Source organism: Bacteroides sp. RTP21281st1_H5_RTP21281_210402 (assembly GCF_040918965.1).
Classification (GTDB): Bacteria; Bacteroidota; Bacteroidia; order Bacteroidales; family Bacteroidaceae; genus Bacteroides; species Bacteroides congonensis.
Map to the genome: position 1 here is coordinate 130541 of NZ_JBCOWR010000006.1, position 19361 is coordinate 149901.

A 19361-nucleotide genomic window follows, 5' to 3' on the forward strand; every position below is an offset into this window, starting at 1 on the left:
TATGACAACCATTTATGCTCCCATCCTGTTATTCGTCTATAACCGTCCGCAGCACGTCTGTAATGTTGTACAATCACTATTGCAGAATGCCTTGGCGGCTGAGAGCGATATCTTTATTTATTCAGATGCCCCCAAAAGCGAAACAGACGGAAAGAACGTAGCCGAAGTGCGCGAATATATCCGGACAATCAAAGGATTTAAAACAGTTACCCTTATCAAGCGAACAGAAAATTGGGGACTGGCGCGAAGCATCATTGACGGAGTGACCACTCAGGTAAACCGCTTCGGAAGAGTGATTGTAATGGAAGATGACCTCATCGCCGCCCCCTATTTCCTGCAATTCATGAATGACGCACTTGAGGCGTACAAGGACGAGCCACGTGTAGGACATATCCAGGGCTGCGATTTCACGCAAGACACTTCCCTGCCCGATACCTTTCTCATCAAATGGACAGGCAGTTGGGGATGGGCCACTTGGGACAGGGCTTGGAAACTGTTCAATCCGAACGGCAAGGAGCTTCTCCGGCAATTGGAAGAGCGCAATCTCACCCGCCGGTTCGACTTCAACAGCACTTACGGTTATACACGGATGCTGCGCAGACAAATTGAAGGAAAAAATAACTCATGGGCTATCCGCTGGAACGCCAGCCTGTTTCTGGCAGATATACTTTCGCTGAACGCTGGACGTTCACTTATCCAAAACAACGGCTTCGACGGAAGCGGGACCAACTGCGGCGGCGGGGGATTATACAATTCTACGTTATGGCTGAAACCGCTTCCAGTAGAAAAGCTGTCGCCGATAGAAGAGAATGAAAGTGCCAGAGAAGCATTTGTGCGCTACTATCACCGCACAAATTGTTTTATGGCAAAAGCTATCCGGAGAATAAAACGTACACTGAAAGGAGATTTCGGAGCATGAAAATCTATTATTATCACACACGTCCCATACAGGAAGCACTGGAAGAATGGAAAAACCACCTGCACCCCGGCCACATCTTATACGGGCTCACGCATTTCGAGAAGCATGGCATCACCCCGATACTCCATCGCTACCGCCGCTTCTCATCCCGGCTACGGTTCTCGCTCTACAATTTCTTTGAAATCATGCGCTGCAAAGAACCGTATGACCTGCTGTACGGCACTTCTTTCTACGGATTGGAACTCGTCATCTTTTTCCATGCGTTGGGACTGTACCGCAAACCTATCGCCATCTGGCATCATCAGGCGGTGATTCGCAACTCCGGCAAACTGAAAAACCTGATTTCACGCTTTTACTATAAAGGTATCGACCAAATGTTCTTTTTCAGCCAGGCATTGATAGACGATTCGCTAAAATCGGGCAAAGTCACCGCCGCCCAACTGCACCTGATACACTGGGGAGCTGACCTTCCTTTCTATGATTATCTGAAACAACATCTCCCCGCCGCCGATAACGGGCAACAAGAGAAAGCCTTTGTCAGCACCGGAAAAGAGAACCGCGACTTTGCCACCCTGTTAAAAGCATTTGCCGAAACGGGACTCCCCGTCGACATTTTCACGACGCCGGACAAAGACTATGAACTTTTGCTCAAACAATACGCACCGTACACCAATATACGGGCACACCTCACCGGCGGTATCATCCCGCACAAACTGGCTGTGGAAGTCTGCCGTTCGAAAGTGGTGGTAATCTGCTGCCTCAACTACCCCTACACCGTCGGGCTGACCACCCTGGTAGAAGCATTCGCACTGGGACTTCCGGTGATTTGCAGCCGCAATCCCAAGTTCGAGATGGACATCGAAAAAGAAGAAGCCGGCATCTACGTAGACTATAACGACATCGAAGGATGGAAACGAGCCATCCACTACCTTTCCACCCATCCCGAAGAGGCACAGCGGATGGGAGCCAACGGTCGCAAACTGGCGGAACGGGAGTTTAATTTGGAACATTACAGCCGCGAATTGTCCGAAATACTGGCAGATACGGTAAAAACTTACCGCAAATAACCATAGATTTACAACGAAAACCGTAACTTTGCATAAACTTTTATGCCCATGAGAGTCCTGATTATAAATACATCCGAGCGAATCGGCGGAGCAGCCATCGCGGCGAGCCGGCTGATGGAATCACTGAAAAACAACGGTATCAAGGCCAAAATGCTGGTACGCGACAAGCAGACTGACCAAATCAGTGTGGTCAGCCTGAAAGGGAACTGGCTGCAAGTATGGAAATTCATGTGGGAACGCATCGTTATCTGGAGTGCCAACCGTTTCCGCCGTTACCACCTGTTTGACGTGGACATTGCCAATACGGGGACGGATATTACATCACTCCCTGAATTTCGCCAGGCCGACGTTATCCACTTGCACTGGATTAACCAGGGAATGCTCTCATTGAGTGACATACGGAAGATACTTGTATCCGGCAAACCCGTAGTGTGGACGATGCATGATATGTGGCCGTGTACAGGCATCTGCCATTACGCACGGGAATGCACCAACTATCAGCAGGAATGCCACAACTGCCCGTACATCTATAAAAACGGGTGGCAGAAGGACTTGTCTTACCGCACTTTCCACAAGAAACAAAAGCTATACAGCCAGGCTCCCATTCATTTCGTCACTTGCAGCCGCTGGCTGAAAGAACAGGCCAAATCCAGTGCGCTGTTTGAAGGAAAAAGTGTCACTAACATCCCGAATGCCATCAATACCAATCTGTTCAAGCCAATGGACAAGCAGAAAGCACGGGCCAAGTTCATGTTGCCGGAAGACAAGAAGCTGATTCTATTCGGCTCGCTGAAGATTACCGACAAACGAAAGGGAGTTGACTATTTGATTGCAGCCTGCAAGCTACTGGCAGAGAAGCATCCCGAATGGAAAGATTCACTGGGAGTCGTCGTATTCGGCAACCAGTCGCAGCAACTGCAAGAAATGCTTCCTTTCCGCGTCTATCCGCTCCCTTATATGAAGAATGAGCACGAGATAGTAGATATCTACAATGCCGTAGACCTCTTCGCCATCCCATCCCTGGAAGAGAATCTTCCAAACATGATTATGGAAGCGATGGCTTGCGGAGTGCCCTGCGTAGGATTCAACGTAGGCGGTATTCCCGAAATGATTGACCATCTGCACAACGGCTACGTAGCGCAATATAAATCTTCTGAAGATTTAGCCAACGGCATATACTGGATTTTGACAGAGCCGGAATATGACGAACTTTCCGCACAAGCCCGCCGCAAGGTAGTGGCCAACTACTCGGAAAGCATCATCGCCAAGAAATATACAGATGTCTACAACAAAATAACGGGAAAATATGCATAGCGTCCACCCTACTCCCAAGTTCTCGATTATCACGGTGACATACAACGCTGAAAAGGTACTGGAAGACACGATTCAAAGTGTCATCTCGCAAACGTACCATCACGTGGAATATATCATCGTGGACGGAGCTTCCAAGGATGGGACTTTAGCCGTTATCGACCGCTACCGTGAGCGGATACACACCGTAGTGAGCGAGCCGGACAAAGGATTATATGACGCCATGAACAAAGGAATCGCCCTTGCCGGCGGTGACTACCTTTGCTTCCTGAATGCAGGCGACTGCTTTCACGAAGACGATACGTTACAACAGATGGTGCACAGCATCAATGGCAACGAACTTCCCGACGTACTCTACGGAGAAACCGCCATTGTAGACAAGGACAGGCACTTCCTGCGCATGCGCCGGCTGGCCGCCCCGGAAACACTGACCTGGAAAAGTTTCAAGCAGGGAATGCTGGTCTGCCATCAGGCTTTCTTCCCCCGCCACACACTGGTGGAACCCTACAATCTGAACTATCGCTTTTCCGCCGACTTCGACTGGTGCATCCGCATCATGAAGAAAGCGCGTACGCTCCATAATACCCACTTGACGATTATCGACTATCTGGACGAAGGAATGACTACCCGCAACCGGAAAGCGTCTCTCAAAGAAAGATTCCGTATCATGGCTGCACACTACGGGCTGATTGGCACTGTGGTACGTCATGCCTGGTTTGTCCTGCGGTTAGTAACCCGACACTGATTATGACCTATTCAAAAGAGAAGAAGTACAAAGACTTTGAAGCATTGTTCCGGGCGAATTATACCCGGCTGTATTTCTATGCGTTCAACCTGGTCGGCGACCAGGAATGTGCAGAGGATATAGTGGGCGACACCTTCAGCTATTTATGGGAAAACTATGATACGGTAGTGGGAGACGTTTCGCCACTGCCTTTATTATATTCCCTCGTCCGCAACAGTTGCATCGACCACCTGCGCCACTGCGACGTGAAGAGCAGATATGCTTCCAATATCTCGCAAAACGCCGAACAGTGGGAAGAAAACAGTGACGACGAAGAACATCAGGAACGTATCTCCCAAGTGATGTCCGCCATCAACCAGCTCCCGCCGCAGACCCGCAAGGTCTTTGAAGCCTGCTTTCTCCACGGAAAGAAATATAAAGAAGTGGCGGAAGAAATGGGCATCACGGTCAACACTGTAAAAACACTCATATCCAGAGCCTTATCTTTCGTCAGAAACAAAACCGGGAAATAGTAATTGCACACGGAGACAAAAAAAGAGTTTTTATTGTCACCCATTTCTTATAGCACAACGTAATAATATATAGAATATGAAAACTGAAGAGCAACACATGCAGGAGCAAGATTACGAATATGCCTTACGGGCATTGGACGACCGGAAATTCCGCCGGTCGGAAGAGTTCATTGCCTGGCTCGAAGAGGAATCCCACCACACCCTGTTCCGTGAAATGATGGACAGCCGGGAAGCCTTGATGAACCTGAGCCCGCAGATGGCGCCGGATGTGGAGAAAGCCTGGAAACGGGTAGACCCGCATCACCAGACGTCCTCATTCAGAAAGTATTATTTATGGGCGGCAAGTGCGGCAGCTATCGCCTTGCTCGCCATAGGTTATTCACTCTTCTCTACCACAGAAGAAAATCCGTATACAGAAGTGGCGGTTGTTTTCCCCGCTTCTGAAAGAGTGCAGAGCATAGAACTACAAACCGGTGACGGACAGATTGTGCCTATCACCAGTGAAGCAAACAAACATTTATTAGCGAAGACAGGGGCTCAACTGGAAAATGAGTCCCTAAGATACCAACACGCCACCCAAGCGGAAGAGCCGGTGACTACACATATATTAAGCACGCCGAGAGGTAAGAACTTCAAAATCGTACTGGAAGACGGAACGGAAGTCTGGCTGAACGCGGAAAGCAAGCTGCACTATCCCAACCGGTTTGCCGGCAAGGAACGGAGAGTGGAACTGGAAGGGGAAGCATTTTTCCATGTGACCAAAGACGCCGCCCGTCCTTTCATCGTAAAAAGCGGAACTGCGGAAACACGTGTACTGGGAACTGAATTCAACTTCCGATCTTACCCGCATGAAAGCAGGCATGTCACACTGGTATCGGGCAGCGTCATCGTATCCGACACCCAAAAGGAGAATGAATTGCAGCTTCATCCCGGCGAGGATGCTCCCCTGGATGAGAACGACTTGATGCTCATCCCGCGCAAGGTAGACATCAACGAGTACGTATCGTGGAAAGAAGATTTATTCTGTTTCAGGGAAGCGCAGCTCGTTGAAATCATGAAAGCTATCGGACGTTGGTACAACCTGTCCATCGTTTTCACGGACGAAGCATCCATGCACTATCATTTCAATTTCTGGGCGGAACGTACAGACCGGCCGGAACAAGTTCTCAAGCTTCTCAATCAGGTAGGAAAAGTGAAGGCTACCCTCGAGGGTAACCGGATTACGATAAGTAAACTATAAAAAAAAGAGAACGATGAAAATGAAAAGATTTTATGGACTTTGTTTTTTCTTGCCAGTTGTTTCTATGGCTGTGGCGCAAGTGCCCTACCAGATTGAAGGAACCTGGGAGAACGGAGCCGGAAAAACGGTTTATCTGCAGAAATACATCACGGCCGACAGCCTGCAAGCAGTCGACTCGGTAAAAGTTGCCCCCGATTTTTCTTTCTCACTGAAAGGAAAGGTAAAAGAGGAACAACGGATGGCTATCAGTTGCAGCCCCAAGAATAAAGCCGAAATCTTTGTCAGCACAACCCCTCTTCAAGTTACTATCGAGGAGAAAACAACCACCGACAAGAAAGGGAAAACACGCAACACCACTCATATAGAAGTCAAAGGTGACCGCGAACAGGAAGTCCTGAAATCGGGGCAGACGCTCTCCACCACCGCTTCTTTCTTCCAACTGGGGAAGATGATAACACTGTCACAAGCATTGAACTCAAAAGATACGACGGCCATTGACTCGGCCAAATACAAAGTAGCCATGATAGACAGCCTGATTGCAAGGTCGGTGCAGAACTATATGGATACCACCCGCAATGACGTTGCTTCCACTTATTTCTTCGAGCGTTATCTAATGACGAACCAAACACTGGACGAGGTGCTTTCTTTCTACGACAAGCTGACAGACCGGGTAAAGAAATCGGCTCCGGGTCTGGTCTTGAAGCAAAAGATAGAAGATATGCAACAGGTCAACATAGGTGGTATCGCACCCAATTTTGAACTGACCACTCCCGAAGGAAAGAAACTTTCCCTGCATGAGCTCCGCGGGCACATTGTATTGTTGGACTTCTGGGCTTCCTGGTGCGGCCCCTGCCTGGCGGAAGTGCCCAACTTGAAAGCAATCTACGAGAAATATCACGGCAAAGGGCTGGAGATTCTCGGCGTGTCGCTGGACGAGAAAGAAGCTGCCTGGAAAGGTGCCATCGAGAGAAAAGGACTGACCTGGAAGCACGTATCCTCACTGAAAGGATGGAAATGCCCCATAGCGCAAATGTTCAAGGTGACGGGCATCCCCCGCATGTACATCATTGACGCACAAGGAAAAATCATAGCGCAAGACCTGCGCGGAGAAAAACTTTCCCAAAAGATGGATGAGCTTTTCACAAAATAGTTTTTTAACTCTGTGATACTGTAGACTGTCATATAGCCACACAAACATGGCTGTATGGCAGTTTTATTCTATTAACACCTTTCATTTTGCTACACAATTCAAGTGTTTACCTGTTGCATAATTATTCGGAAAGTATAAATTAAAACCAATTGCCCGCATTTTCTCAAAAAAAGTTTCTTTTCTGTCACCCATCCCCAAAGATAAAACGTAATAAACATATAGAAGGCTTAAAAAAGCTTACGAGAGGGTTTAAACAGGAGTAAAAGAACAAAGTTTGTCAAACACTAAATGCATAATCATGGTGAATATTTGGACTAATTCCTTCAAAAGGAGCAGAATGAATCACTTTGCGGTTAAAATGTTCTGGCTATTCTTAGCCTTAACAATGTTCAGCGCCAATATCCGAGGACAACAAAGTGAAAAGAGAATCTCACTTGAGTTCAAGAATGAGCGGCTTGCCAATGCTTTCAAGAAAATTGAAGAGGCAAGCGGATATAAGTTTATCTTTAACCATGAAGATATCTTTGCCTATGGCGTCACGGGAAGTATCAGGAACAAGACAATCAGCGAAACGCTGGATGAAGTAATCGGCAAAAAGCCGTTGGTATATAAGATAGACGGCAATTTTATTACGATTGCCCTGAAACCCGGCAGTCCGGAAGCCGAAGCAAAAGCCAGGCTATGCCAGTTGGACGGCATCGTCATAGACGAGAACAGGCAGCCGCTTCCCGGAGCCCATGTCATCATAGAGGGGACGAAATGGGTGACAACCACGGATATAAACGGAGCGTACAACTTTTTAATTGAGAACAACACAACCTACACACTCCGGTTTTCTTATCTGGGAATGCAGACAAGGCAGGTCAAAGTATCTGTCGAAAAGGGGCTTGCCAATAAGAAAATATCTCCTGTCATCCTGAAAGAGAGCGATGCCGCCTTGAATGAGGTTGTCATCACAGGTTATCAGGTGATGGATCGCCGGGAGTCTGCCAGTGCCGTCTCATCCATAAAAGCCGCGGACATCATGGTGCAGGGAGTCAGTTCCATCGACCAGATGCTTCAGGGCACTATACCGGGCATGGCGGTAATGAATACTTCGGGTGAGCCTAGTGCCACTCCTAAAATCCGTATTCGTGGTAATGCTACCATCAACGGTAATAAATCGCCGGTATGGGTGGTGGACGGAGTGATCTTGGAACAGGACGTGCCTTTCACCGCTTCGGATATCAATAGTGAAGATGCCGAATACCTGATAGGTAATGCCATTTCCGGGGTAAATCCGCAGGATATTGAAAGTATCACCGTATTGAAAGATGCGTCGGCAACTGCCATTTACGGTGTGAAAGCCGCCAATGGGGTGATTGTGGTGACTACCAAGAAAGGAAAGGCAGGACGTCCGGTCATTACCTATAATGGTAATGTCACGCTGAATACCCGTCCTTCCTACTCCAACTATCATCAGATGAATTCGCAGGAGCGTATCGCTTTCTCCAAACAACTGGTCGATGCCGGATACAACTTCGGACGCACGCCATATGGCCCGACGTACGAGGGCGCTTATGAAGCATTGATGAACAAAGACATGACTTTGGACGAGTTCAAATCGGAAGTCGGCGCCATGCAGACAAGGAATACGGACTGGTTCAAGCATCTGTTCCGCAACAGCATCACGCATACGCACAACGTCAGTGTGTCCGGCGGTACGGAGAAAATGACTTATTACATCTCTGCCGGTTATCAGAATATCGAAGGCGCGGCGAAAGGTTCGGATACTGAAAAGATCAGTACGCTGGCCAAGATGACAATGGATATTAACAAGCACATCAGCTTTACCGCCAAAGTCGACTTTACCAACACGGCCAATAACGGATACAGTTCTTCTGTCAATCCTTTCAACTATGCATATAGCAAGTCAAGAACCATTCCTGCTTTCAACAATGACGGTTCATACTATATGACTTATGAGAAAGCCGGAAGTACCGGCACAAAGTCTATCGGCTACAATATCCTCAAAGAACTGGACAATACCGGGAAATCATCGCAACTGGATGATTTCAACGCCTTGCTCCAACTGGATGTGAATATCATCAGCGGACTGAAATATACAGGCACTTTCTCTTACCACAATACCAATACGGCACAAAGGGACTGGGCTACCGAACAGTCTTACAACATAAGCGATATCAGAGGATGGGATTATGGCATGTACACTCCCTATGATACGGATATCTACAATGCATCCGCACTTCCCTACGGTGGTATGCTGTATCAGTCCAATCTACGTAAGACGGGTTATACCATTAGGAATCAGGTAAGTTACACCGGAATATTCGGCGGATACCATCATATCAACATCATGGCAGGTACGGAAGCGCGGCGGAACGCTTACAAAGGCGTAGGCATCACAGGGTACGGCTGGACGCCGGAATTCGGCGAGAAGTTCAATCCGGTGATAACTGAGCTATTCACCAGGCAGTATATACAGACGGGAAAGACACTTCCTGTCAATACCAACTCCTTCACACAGGTTGCCTCTTTCTACGGAGTGGCTTCCTACTCTTATGACAACCGCTATATCCTGAACACCAATATCCGGTCGGACGGTTCCAACAAATTCGGCAGTAACCCCAAATACCGCTGGTTGCCTACCTACTCGTTTGCGGTGAAATGGAACTTGATGAACGAAGCATTCCTGAAAGATGTTTCCCTAGTAGATAATCTGGCTCTCAGGGGGTCTTACGGTATTCAGGGAAATATACACGAAGATTCATCGCCCTATCTGATAATCACGACCGGAGACAGGGTGGAGAATATTCCGACTTCAAGTATCCGCCTATTGCCCAACCCCGACTTGAGATGGGAGAAAACACGTTCGTGGAACGCCGCCATTGACTTCTCCTTGCTCGAAGGACGGATAAGAGGTGGAGTCGATGTCTACGGCAAGAAAACATCCGACTTGATTATGAGTAAAACGGTAGCCTCATCCAACGGAAGGACGCTGCTATATTATAACGCGGGAGAAATGACCAACAAGGGTGTGGAAGGCTTTGTCAACGTCGGACTTTTAAAGAGGAAAGACTGGGAGTGGAGAGTCGGCATGAACTTCAGCCGCAACATCAACAAAATCACTTATGCCAACCCTGAAGATTTAAGCGACGTTGAAATTGTCGAAAAGATGTTGAGCGGCAGTCTGGCAATAGAAGGAGCCCCTATCGGTTCGCTTTATGCTTATGAGTTTGCCGGCATCAATCAGGACAACGGCTATGCCATGTTCTATACAAGGGATGGAAGAGAGTCGATCCGGGGCTCAAAGACGGATATGAGACTGGTGCGCTGCGGCTCCATCTTCCCCAAACTGACCGGCGGATTCGACACGCAACTTCGTTATAAGGATTTCTCTTTATCCATGAATTTCACGTATAGCATCGGCAGTGTGGCACGGATTCCCAATTATTACGCAGATAATACACATTATATAGATCCGTTGAGCAACCTTTCCACCGACTGGCTGAAGTGTTGGAACAACCCCGGCGACCAGACCATCTACCCGGCACCGTATAACAGCACCGCATTGACCAACTACTTCGGGACGGAAGCGGGAGCCGCCTACGATACTTATGACGCGACAATAAAAGGAAAAACGATTTATCCATACGAAATGTATAATTACAGCAATATCAGGGTGGCAAAGGCTGATTTCCTGAAACTGAAACTCGTTTCGCTCAGTTATAATTTCCCCAAGAAGATGTTGCAACCGTTGAATGTCAACAGCCTGATGCTGCGTTTCCAAGCAACCAACTTATTCACTATCGCGGACAAGAAGTGGAATGGACTGGATCCGGAGACAAACGGAGCCAATATCCCCGCTTTACCGACGTTCAGTTTAGGAGTAAATGTATCATTTTAACATCAAACAGCTAGAAATCATGAACAAGAAACTTATACACATAGCATCTTTCATGGCTATCCTGTCGCTCTTTTCATGCGACGACTATCTGAAAGAGGACTCGGCAGACTTGCTGATACCCGAATCCGTAACCGACTTCACCCCGCTGCTCCTGGGAGAAGGATACCCCGACAAATTCGGTTCGCAAATCTCTTTCGTCAACTTAATGACGGATGATGTGGAAATGGGGCCTCTCTACTATGACGCCGAACAAAAAAACGACAGGTATTGTACCACCTGGCGCGAAGGCATAGATGCCAAGGCAGGATATGGTGAAGCCGCTTTTGTATGGCAGAGTGATTTCTCGGAGAATATCAGAGACGGGTTCTGGAGCGGACGTTACAGCAATATCCTGGGATGCAACACTATCATCAATGCCTTGCCTGAGATGACTTATGCGGAAACGGAAGAAGGACTTTACCGGGCTTTGGCGGCACAGGCGTACGCACTGCGCGCTTACCATTACTTCTGCCTGATAAACACATATGCCCTTCCCTATTCGACAGCCAACCTTGACAAACCGGGTGTCGTGATAAAGACCAGCCCCGAAATACAAATTGCTCCGCAACCGAGAGCTACTATCAGGGAAGTGTATGCATTAATCAATGACGACATAAAGAAAGCCCAGGAATATATGGCGGGAGCGGTATTCCAGTGCGAAAAGTACAACGGCCGGAAACCGGAAATCACTTCTGCAGCCATTTACTTCCTGGCAGCACGAATCGCCTTGTTCCAACAGGACTGGGACGGGGTAATCTCGGCAGCGGAGAAGTTTCTGGCCAAGAATTCTTCTATCCACGACTTGAATACTGAAGACGCAACATTATTCGGCTACGTCTCGTCTTTTGAAAAGGCCAGCTTCTGCGTCAACAACCAGGAACTGGACGAGGTGGTATTCGGATTCGGGCGGAGTGACGGTGGTTATGATTACCTCGCGCCTAACAGCCCTGTACTCATGTACTACGAATATGGTTTCCACACTTCGTGGACAGGGGAAAATTCTTTAATCGGGCTGTATGACGAGGACGACTTGCGGCTTCAGGCTTATTTCCAGAGAAGATATAACAAATCCGGCAGCACGCGCAACCCTACTTATTATGCGGGACAATACCACCCGCACAAATATGACCAGAGATCAGGTACAAACTATTCCAGTCAAGCCTGGAGAACTCCCGAACTTTACCTGAATCTGGCAGAAGCATACGCACAGAAAGCAAGCGGTGTCAGCAATGATGCCATCGGGTTGCTCAACCAACTGCGGGTAAAGAAATACAAATCGGGAAGCCCGGATGCCGAAAAGCAAGTCTCGGACTTCGCGACAAAAGACGATTTGATTCAATTCATCTGGCAGGAACGCCGCAGGGAGTTATGTTTTGAAGAAATCATGCGTTTTTGGGATATGCGCCGTCAAGGGATGCCGTCTGTGGAGCATCGGCTTTTCAGTTCGCCCAAAGAGTACTCGGCATATCGTCTGAAAGCGGGAAGTCCGAACTATGTGCTTCCCATTCCCGAAGATGAGACTAGTTATAACAATGCTATTGAGAACAACCGGCGGGAAGTTATCGCTTCTTCTTCGCAGGGAACACTTGAATAATACAACCATTAAAAAAGTACTATTATGATAAAGAATATACTATATGCATGGTGCATCGTCATGGCGGTAGCTATAACCGCCTGCTCCGAAGATTCGCTGACTCCTGTCGACGAGCTCAACAGCACGATCTATGATCCGGAAAACACGGGAAATGAAGCGATTGATAACCAGATTAATGCGTTCTACAAGAAATACGGCAGCAAAATATTGTATGATTTTCCGGCAAGCGACTTGTATTTCGGATGGGGCAACAGCGATATCAAGTGGTATGTCCCCGTGAAGCAGGAAGGAAGCGAAACGTATATCAAACGCATGGTTTCCTTTCTGGAGAACGATGCGTTAAATGAATATCCGCCTGCATTTGCAAAGAAGTTTCTTCCATACAGAATCTTCCTGGTAGACTCCGTATGTGACAATAAGGAATATCTGAAAAGCAAACTGGTGGATGTACTGGAGTTGAAGACACACGGCATAGTTATCGCCCATGTAAGCAAAGACATGGATGACCTGGACGAGGATGACTGGCAGGGAATGAAGTCTTCCATCAACACGGCATTATTAAATTCCATTTATACCGCCGTAGGCGTGGAGCCGACAGATTTTAATGCTTCCAGTGAAGCTTATTTTATGATAGATGTTCTTGAGGATCCGCTAAGAGAATTTACGGATTTGGAGTATTCATGCTATTCGGCGACAGTTATCAATGCCAATCCTGTCTATTTTGAGGATGAACTGTACTACATCATGAAGCCTAGTAATAACGAGGATTTCGGCTATTATGTATCTTTCATCATGAAAACACCCAAGACTAAAATAGACAGGGTATTCGAGCGTTTTCCGAAAGTCAAGAACCGGGCTTCGTTAGCGTATAAGTTCATGTTGGAAAGAGCCGGAACCGACCTGATAGAATTTCAGAGGAGCACTTGTCCGGATGACCCGCTTCCGCTCGATTATTTCTCCAGATAAGTATAGACATCAATGATAAACCCAATAAAATATGTATATGAAAAGTTGGATTATAAATACCATAATCGCCATCTGCCTGGCAACGGGAATAGGATTTGCCCAGGTTCCCTATCAAATCGAAGGGAAATGGGCTACCGGAATAGGGAAAAAGGTCTATTTGAGTAACTTCCCTGCGGATACTCCCGAAGCGGTAACGATTGATTCGACCATCGTAGCCCCGGACGGTAGTTACAAGTTGTCGGGGAAACTGGACAAGATGCAACTCTTGTCCCTCACCCATGAGGGTAGCAAAGGCTTCCGACCGCTGATGGGTGACGGAAAACCCGCGAATATCCTCATAAGGGATATGGAGTACTCTTATAAAAAACCGGCAGCCGCTTATGAAATAATAGGGGATTCAATAGAGCATAAGGCTTCTGAAGCTATCCTGGCATACTGGGGGCATGATTTTATACGCAAGATGAGCGAAGGTATGTTTGCCGCCGGTATAGAGAAGAGTGCCAAAGAGAACAACCTGTCGAAGAAAGCTGAATGTGAGGAGAAGCTCAAGGCCGTTCTACAGGAGAGGGAGAACGAAAAGAATGATTTTCTAAGCCGGTATGGGAATTGTCTCGCCGCACCTTACTTCATTGTGATGAATCTGCTGAAAGGTATTCCCGTAGATGAGACGGAAGCATTCTACAACGGTATGGGAGAAAAGGCGAAAAAGACGCCGAAGGGAATCGAACTGAAGGAAAGCATTGCAAAGATGAAGGCTTTGGCGCCGGGAGCGAAAGCGCCGGATTTTACGTTGCCGACTGTGACAGGAGAGGAATTTTCGCTTGCAAGCCTGCAAGGGCATATCGTCATCCTTGATTTCTGGGCTTCATGGTGTGCGCCTTGTATTGCAGAAATGCCTACCGTCAAGGAAATCTATGCGAAATACAAAGATAAAGGGTTAAAGGTAGTAGGCATCTCTATGGATAACTCGAAAGCGGCATGGATGAAATCCATTGATAAAATACAGATACCGTGGCTTCATGTTTCATCCCTCAAAGGTATGAAAAGATGTCCGGTCGCGGAACTTTATCAGGTGTATGCCATTCCTAAATTATATATCATAGACAAGGAAGGAAAAATCGTAGACAAAGACTTGCGTGGAGAGGATTTGAAGAAAAAGGTGGACGGGCTTTTCGCCCGTCAGTAGAAGCGGGGTCAATGTCCATCCGGCACATAAAGCATCACCTGATCCAGTACTACTCCTTCATCCAATGCCTTAATCACAAGTTGGTGGGATTTCTTCCCGGACACAGGAAGCGTTATCTTCCGGATAGCCTGATTACGTAATACATTCTCCTTCCATTCTTCACTGCGCCCTTTCGTTTCATAAGAAACCACCTGAGGCGCCGCATTGTCCAATGATATGGAGAAACGTAATTGTTCTCCGCGCACAGGATGATTCGGTAGCAAACGAATATCGACTTCTACCGAATCCGCTTTCCAGTTATCAAAGGAGAAAGTCAGCGCATCGTTCATACGGATACCTGTCGCACGGCCTTCATAACCCAGACCTTCATAGTCCGAGTTTTTATCCGGCTTATTCTTGCCGTCCAGTCCGTTCCACTTATGGATAGCGGTTCGTTCTTCCACCATCGGAGAAGTAGCTGTTGCTCTCTCCACCCGGTTGAATACAGGAAGTTTGCGGGGTTTGAAATCCATCATCCGGTTCCATTTACCATCTTCCAAAGAATTATAATGCTGTGTCAACACGGCAATGCTGTCATAAGCCGCATCACTCTTTTCCCAATCCGTCTTTCCGTGACGGGCAAGTTGGGCATACAATAGTTTCCGGTTCATCTGCGCGGCAGCCTGTACCGGATATTTCACCAGTTCGAAATAGGCACTTTGTCTATTGGCCGGCACTTTCGTTGCCGCCCGTTCCACTGTTTCCAACAATTCATTATAGGAGCGTAAACGCCCGTTTATCTCTTTCTCGTTCCACGGCAAATCCTTGACAATACGATAGGCGGGATCTTTTTCTTCTTCCCGCGTATTCCCCATAAATTCCGGTTTGCGGATGTGAGCCAGTCGATAATGTTCCTGCATTGCGGGCAATACGGCCTTTGCGCATGAAGTGCCAAATTCCCGTGTCAGCCAGTGTTTCAGGTGGTTAGTCACACCTTCCGCAGCAACCGCATTCAGGTTCCACGCCATATCCATAAATAGTTCGATCTGATATTCGGCAGGCTTGATGTCTCCCACATTCAGTATCCACATCTTCTGTATGCCTTCATCATAAACCAGTTTCATCTGCTGATAAATCAGTGAAGGACTCATTGTGCCCAGCCAAAGATGATCGTGCGGGCGTCCCCAATAGGAAACATGATAATAAACTCCGTTGCCCCCTTTACGCGCGCGTTCTTCTGTTGTAGGGAAATGGCGGATATAACCGTAATTATCATCACACCACATCAATGTAACGTCATCGGGCACCTGTAATCCGGCATGATAAATATCGAGCACTTCTTTATAGGGAATAAAGACTTGCGGAACTTTGGTCACGTCTTTATCGACATATTTCTCAATCAACCCGCGCTGGTCAACAAATACGCGGTCTATCACCGCCTTCTGCTCTTCCACCGTTTTGGCTCCCTGCATCTTGCCGTCATGCACTCCGCGCATTCCCAACGTATAGAGTATCTCCTGACCTGCGACCTCTTTCACACGGTCTTCCCAAAATTTATAAACGGCGGCACTGTTGTTTACATAGTCGTATGCACCCTCTCCTCTCCGTTTCCACTCACCGGCGGCATTACAGGCCATCGGTTCGCAGTGGGAAGCTCCTATAAATATTCCGTATTTCTTCGCTGCTTCCCGATTGCCTTTGGTCAGAAAGAAAGGAAGCGTACATTCGTGCATAGCCGGCCAATAGGTGTTGGCACGCAAGCGAAGCAGCAGTTCAAAGATACGTTCGTTTGTACGCGGCCCGATTTCACCTTTTACATCCGAAGGTTCGTAAGTCCGGCTGCTCCATGGCATCAGTCCCCAATCTTCGTCATTGATAAAAATACCGCGATATTCTACTGAAGGCGACTGGAAATCACGGAACTTTCGGGAAAGCTTGAGGAGCTTCTTCTTCTCCGGAGTTACATCCGCCCACCATTCCCAAGGGGATACTCCCAACAAACGGGAGATTTCGAGTATGCCATAGGCCGTACCGTGCTTGTCGCTGCCTGCCACTATCAGTTTCCCTTCCGGAGAGACTGCGAGCAGAAAAGCCTGTTTCTTACCTTTTAATACAGAAATATCTATACCGGCCCGTCCGATAAGTTCGCTCTGTCCCAGTGTTCCTGCTATAATCGTTCCCGTTTTCTCATTTACCTGAGTTGTCGCCGATAAGACATTCTGAATGTCACGCCCCAGCATTTCTAATGCGGTACGCACTACCAACTCTTCCGAGGGACTGCAAGCTATCTCAACCTTTTGGCCGGAAGTTAAAATAAAATCCTTCTGCTTGCCTTGGATTGGCAAGGCAGCTACCCAGAAAATAACAAAGGAAAACAGGAAAATATGTCTCATTGGTTCTATTATTTATAGAATGCAAAATTAAGGATTTGATAGAGAAACACTATGTATCTGCGTACAATCCCATAGAATTTTGTCCGGTTTCTTTTAGAATCCTACCGGTAGCATAAGTAACTGGTACATTAATGTACGTGCCATCCGTATCTGTCCCTTCGTATTGGGGTGCAAACGGTCATACCCCGCATCATAAAAGTAAACCAACTGTTCTTCCACCATCGGATTCAGTCCTGTCACCGCATTAAAGTCTATCACAGATACTCCCCATACATTCCCGGCTTCCTTAACCGCTTGCACATAAGCATCCACATATTCACCACAGCTATTCTGATAGTTTTCATCCGGCTGCACATTCGTTTCTCCAAAATCCGCCAACGAGCGATGCAACGGAGTCAACAGCACAATCTGCTTATCCGGAAAAAGCTGTTTTAACCGTTTCATTCCGATATTGATGCGTCCCTTATACGTATTTCCATCCATTACAGGAGTGCGCTTCTTACGTGTTTCCATCTTTTTAGTTTCGCCACGAGCCGCCATCACCTGTTCTTCCGTTTCCGTAAACCATTCTCCGATAGGAACACCCGCATTAAAATCATTCGTACCCATGAAAACAATGATTGCATCCACTTCCCCGCCATGTTCTTTCTTCAACTGTTCCGCCTGACGAGGCACGTCATTCCATTGCCTGCCGCTTATGCCATATACATAAGGAGTAATCCCCAACCATTCCTGCAAGAAATCCCAGTATTTCTTAATCTTATCGCCATAGCAATTCGGGTCTGTGATAGAATCTCCTATATATCCTACTCTCTTCCCCTGCCACGGATGCTGAACCCATCCGTTATTATTTTCACCAGAGTTTACGACTTTAGAAGACTGACTTTGTCCAAGTACAAAACAAGAACAGAAAAATAGAACTGTACATGTGAGTAATAGCTTGCTTTTCATTGGTATTTATCTATTAAATGAGACATTTGTATTCAATATCCGGCAAATGTAACTCAAAAAAATATAGTTTCAAGCAATTTTATTACATATCTTCACTCTTTAATCCTTCCGTTATAACTTTCCTTATCGGCATCAGGAACCTTTCCAACAAGGATATATCTTCAGTGATGATATCCGCCTGCCCTTCCATCTCCGGCAAGAACGGCAAATCTTTGTTGTAACTGGTTCGTAACCCGTTCGGAAGTTCAATGTCTACCATATAACTTTTGGCATTCTGTACATCCAATACCGGTATCAGGGAAATATTCTCCACTATCCCTTTCACAATACCAAATTCTTTATCCGGATAATTACTGAAACGTATATTCACCTTCTGACCTTTTTTCACCTTGCCCGACCTTTCCGTAGGCAACATCGCTTTCCCGACAATCTTCCCCTGATTGGAAGGTACAATATTAAAAACGACATTTCCGGCCGTCACATTCTGGTTGTTTGTCCAATACTGTGTCAAGGTAATCTCACCGTCTATCGGAGTAATCAGTGCATAGTTTATCTCCCAGGCATCTATTTCCGCCCTTAGTTGGTTGACAAGTGAACGCAACTGCGTTTCCAACGTATTCTTTTGATCCAGATATTGATATTCCGTATCATACAAGGATTCATTCATCTGCGCCAGTTGAATCTGAAGATTCTCCAAAGAACGTTCCATATTCTCTGCCGAGAGGGATGATTGCAGATACCTGCTATAAGCCTCTTCGACCGCCTCTTTAGAAACAAGCCCCTTGACTCCCAGCAGCGAATCCCTGGCATATTGTTGATGCGCAATCTTCGCCTGAACTTCCGACAAATCTTTCTGTTTCAGCATATTCCTATAATAAACTTCATTCTTCACAATACGCGCTTTCACCAGCTCTATCTTTTTCAAATGATATGCCAGTTCTTTGAATTGCCTGTATTCGGACATAGACAGGTAAAAAGACGAATAAAGGGATTGCAAACTGCCAAGCCGGAGTTGCTGCGAGGGCACCAAGGCAATAGTATCCAGACTATTCTCCGCCTGTCGTAACAATTCCTTGAGACGGAGTATATCATTCGTACCGGCCGGATTCTCTATCACCGCAAGTAACGCATTCGCTTTCACCTGCTGATTGTTCCCGACATACAATTCCTGCAACTTCCCCGAAGTCCTCGCCACGACCGCCGACACAGGCGTGGTTCCGGTCAAGGTCACTGTGGAACTGATAACATCCGGATATTTGAATACGGCACTGCCTACAAGCAGCATCAGAACGACACAGGCTATCATCGTGATTCCCCAACGGACAATCCATGCGGGGACGGCACTCAGCACTTCATTGAATTCTTCGCTTCTTAATTCTATTTCCGGTTTCCTGTTTTCCAT

At 47.1% G+C, this 19361-nt stretch carries 14 protein-coding genes; 11 read left to right on the plus strand and 3 right to left on the minus strand.

Features of this window, described 5'->3' with window-relative positions; translation table 11 throughout:
* Nucleotide 1 precedes the first annotated feature (1 nt).
* The 11 genes from AB5443_RS11050 to AB5443_RS11100 all read left to right on the plus strand — a co-directional run bounded on the left by AB5443_RS11050 (nucleotide 2) and on the right by AB5443_RS11100 (nucleotide 14636).
* Nucleotides 2–919: a glycosyltransferase family 2 protein gene (locus tag AB5443_RS11050; RefSeq protein WP_368113419.1), complete on the plus strand. Its 918-nt coding sequence runs from the start codon at nucleotides 2–4 to the stop codon at nucleotides 917–919.
* On the plus strand, nucleotides 916–1986 hold the full coding sequence (locus AB5443_RS11055; RefSeq protein WP_307995575.1) for a glycosyltransferase family 4 protein: 1071 nt from the start codon (nucleotides 916–918) through the stop codon (nucleotides 1984–1986). Before AB5443_RS11050 ends, AB5443_RS11055 begins: the two co-directional genes overlap by 4 nt.
* A gap of 48 nt (nucleotides 1987–2034) precedes the next feature.
* Nucleotides 2035–3300 carry a glycosyltransferase family 4 protein gene (locus AB5443_RS11060; RefSeq protein ID WP_195661775.1) on the plus strand — a complete coding sequence of 422 codons (1266 nt, stop codon included), beginning with the start codon at nucleotides 2035–2037 and terminating at the stop codon, nucleotides 3298–3300.
* Complete coding sequence (locus tag AB5443_RS11065) at nucleotides 3293–4042, plus strand: glycosyltransferase family 2 protein (protein WP_307995574.1); 750 nt, start codon at nucleotides 3293–3295, stop codon at nucleotides 4040–4042. Before AB5443_RS11060 ends, AB5443_RS11065 begins: the two co-directional genes overlap by 8 nt.
* Nucleotides 4043–4044: 2 nt before the next feature.
* Complete coding sequence (locus AB5443_RS11070; protein ID WP_044654886.1) at nucleotides 4045–4554, plus strand: RNA polymerase sigma-70 factor; 510 nt, start codon at nucleotides 4045–4047, stop codon at nucleotides 4552–4554.
* Nucleotides 4555–4630: 76 nt separating this feature from the next.
* Complete coding sequence (locus tag AB5443_RS11075) at nucleotides 4631–5794, plus strand: FecR domain-containing protein (protein WP_307995573.1); 1164 nt, start codon at nucleotides 4631–4633, stop codon at nucleotides 5792–5794.
* 13 nt (nucleotides 5795–5807) lie between these two features.
* Nucleotides 5808–6944 (plus strand): thioredoxin-like domain-containing protein, encoded by a 1137-nt coding sequence (locus tag AB5443_RS11080; protein ID WP_368113418.1) that lies wholly within the window; start codon nucleotides 5808–5810, stop codon nucleotides 6942–6944.
* Between the two features lie 337 nt (nucleotides 6945–7281).
* On the plus strand, nucleotides 7282–10851 hold the full coding sequence (locus tag AB5443_RS11085; protein WP_307995571.1) for a SusC/RagA family TonB-linked outer membrane protein: 3570 nt from the start codon (nucleotides 7282–7284) through the stop codon (nucleotides 10849–10851).
* A 19-nt stretch (nucleotides 10852–10870) separates the two neighbouring features.
* Complete coding sequence (locus tag AB5443_RS11090; RefSeq protein WP_307995570.1) at nucleotides 10871–12484, plus strand: RagB/SusD family nutrient uptake outer membrane protein; 1614 nt, start codon at nucleotides 10871–10873, stop codon at nucleotides 12482–12484.
* Nucleotides 12485–12508: 24 nt separating this feature from the next.
* Entirely contained in the window at nucleotides 12509–13450 is a 942-nt protein-coding gene (locus tag AB5443_RS11095) for a hypothetical protein (protein WP_307995569.1), read from the plus strand.
* 37 nt (nucleotides 13451–13487) lie between these two features.
* Nucleotides 13488–14636, plus strand: a complete 1149-nt coding sequence (locus AB5443_RS11100; RefSeq protein WP_307995567.1) for a TlpA disulfide reductase family protein — start codon at nucleotides 13488–13490, stop codon at nucleotides 14634–14636.
* A gap of 8 nt (nucleotides 14637–14644) precedes the next feature.
* On the opposite strand, the gene AB5443_RS11105 is transcribed toward AB5443_RS11100, so the two are convergent.
* The 3 genes from AB5443_RS11105 to AB5443_RS11115 all read right to left on the minus strand — a co-directional run bounded on the left by AB5443_RS11105 (nucleotide 14645) and on the right by AB5443_RS11115 (nucleotide 19361).
* Nucleotides 14645–17008, minus strand: a complete 2364-nt coding sequence (locus tag AB5443_RS11105; RefSeq protein ID WP_307995566.1) for a glycosyl hydrolase 115 family protein — start codon at nucleotides 17006–17008, stop codon at nucleotides 14645–14647.
* 93 nt (nucleotides 17009–17101) lie between these two features.
* Complete coding sequence (locus AB5443_RS11110) at nucleotides 17102–17959, minus strand: SGNH/GDSL hydrolase family protein (protein WP_307995565.1); 858 nt, start codon at nucleotides 17957–17959, stop codon at nucleotides 17102–17104.
* 82 nt (nucleotides 17960–18041) lie between these two features.
* On the minus strand, nucleotides 18042–19361 hold the full coding sequence (locus tag AB5443_RS11115) for an HlyD family efflux transporter periplasmic adaptor subunit (RefSeq protein WP_307995564.1): 1320 nt from the start codon (nucleotides 19359–19361) through the stop codon (nucleotides 18042–18044).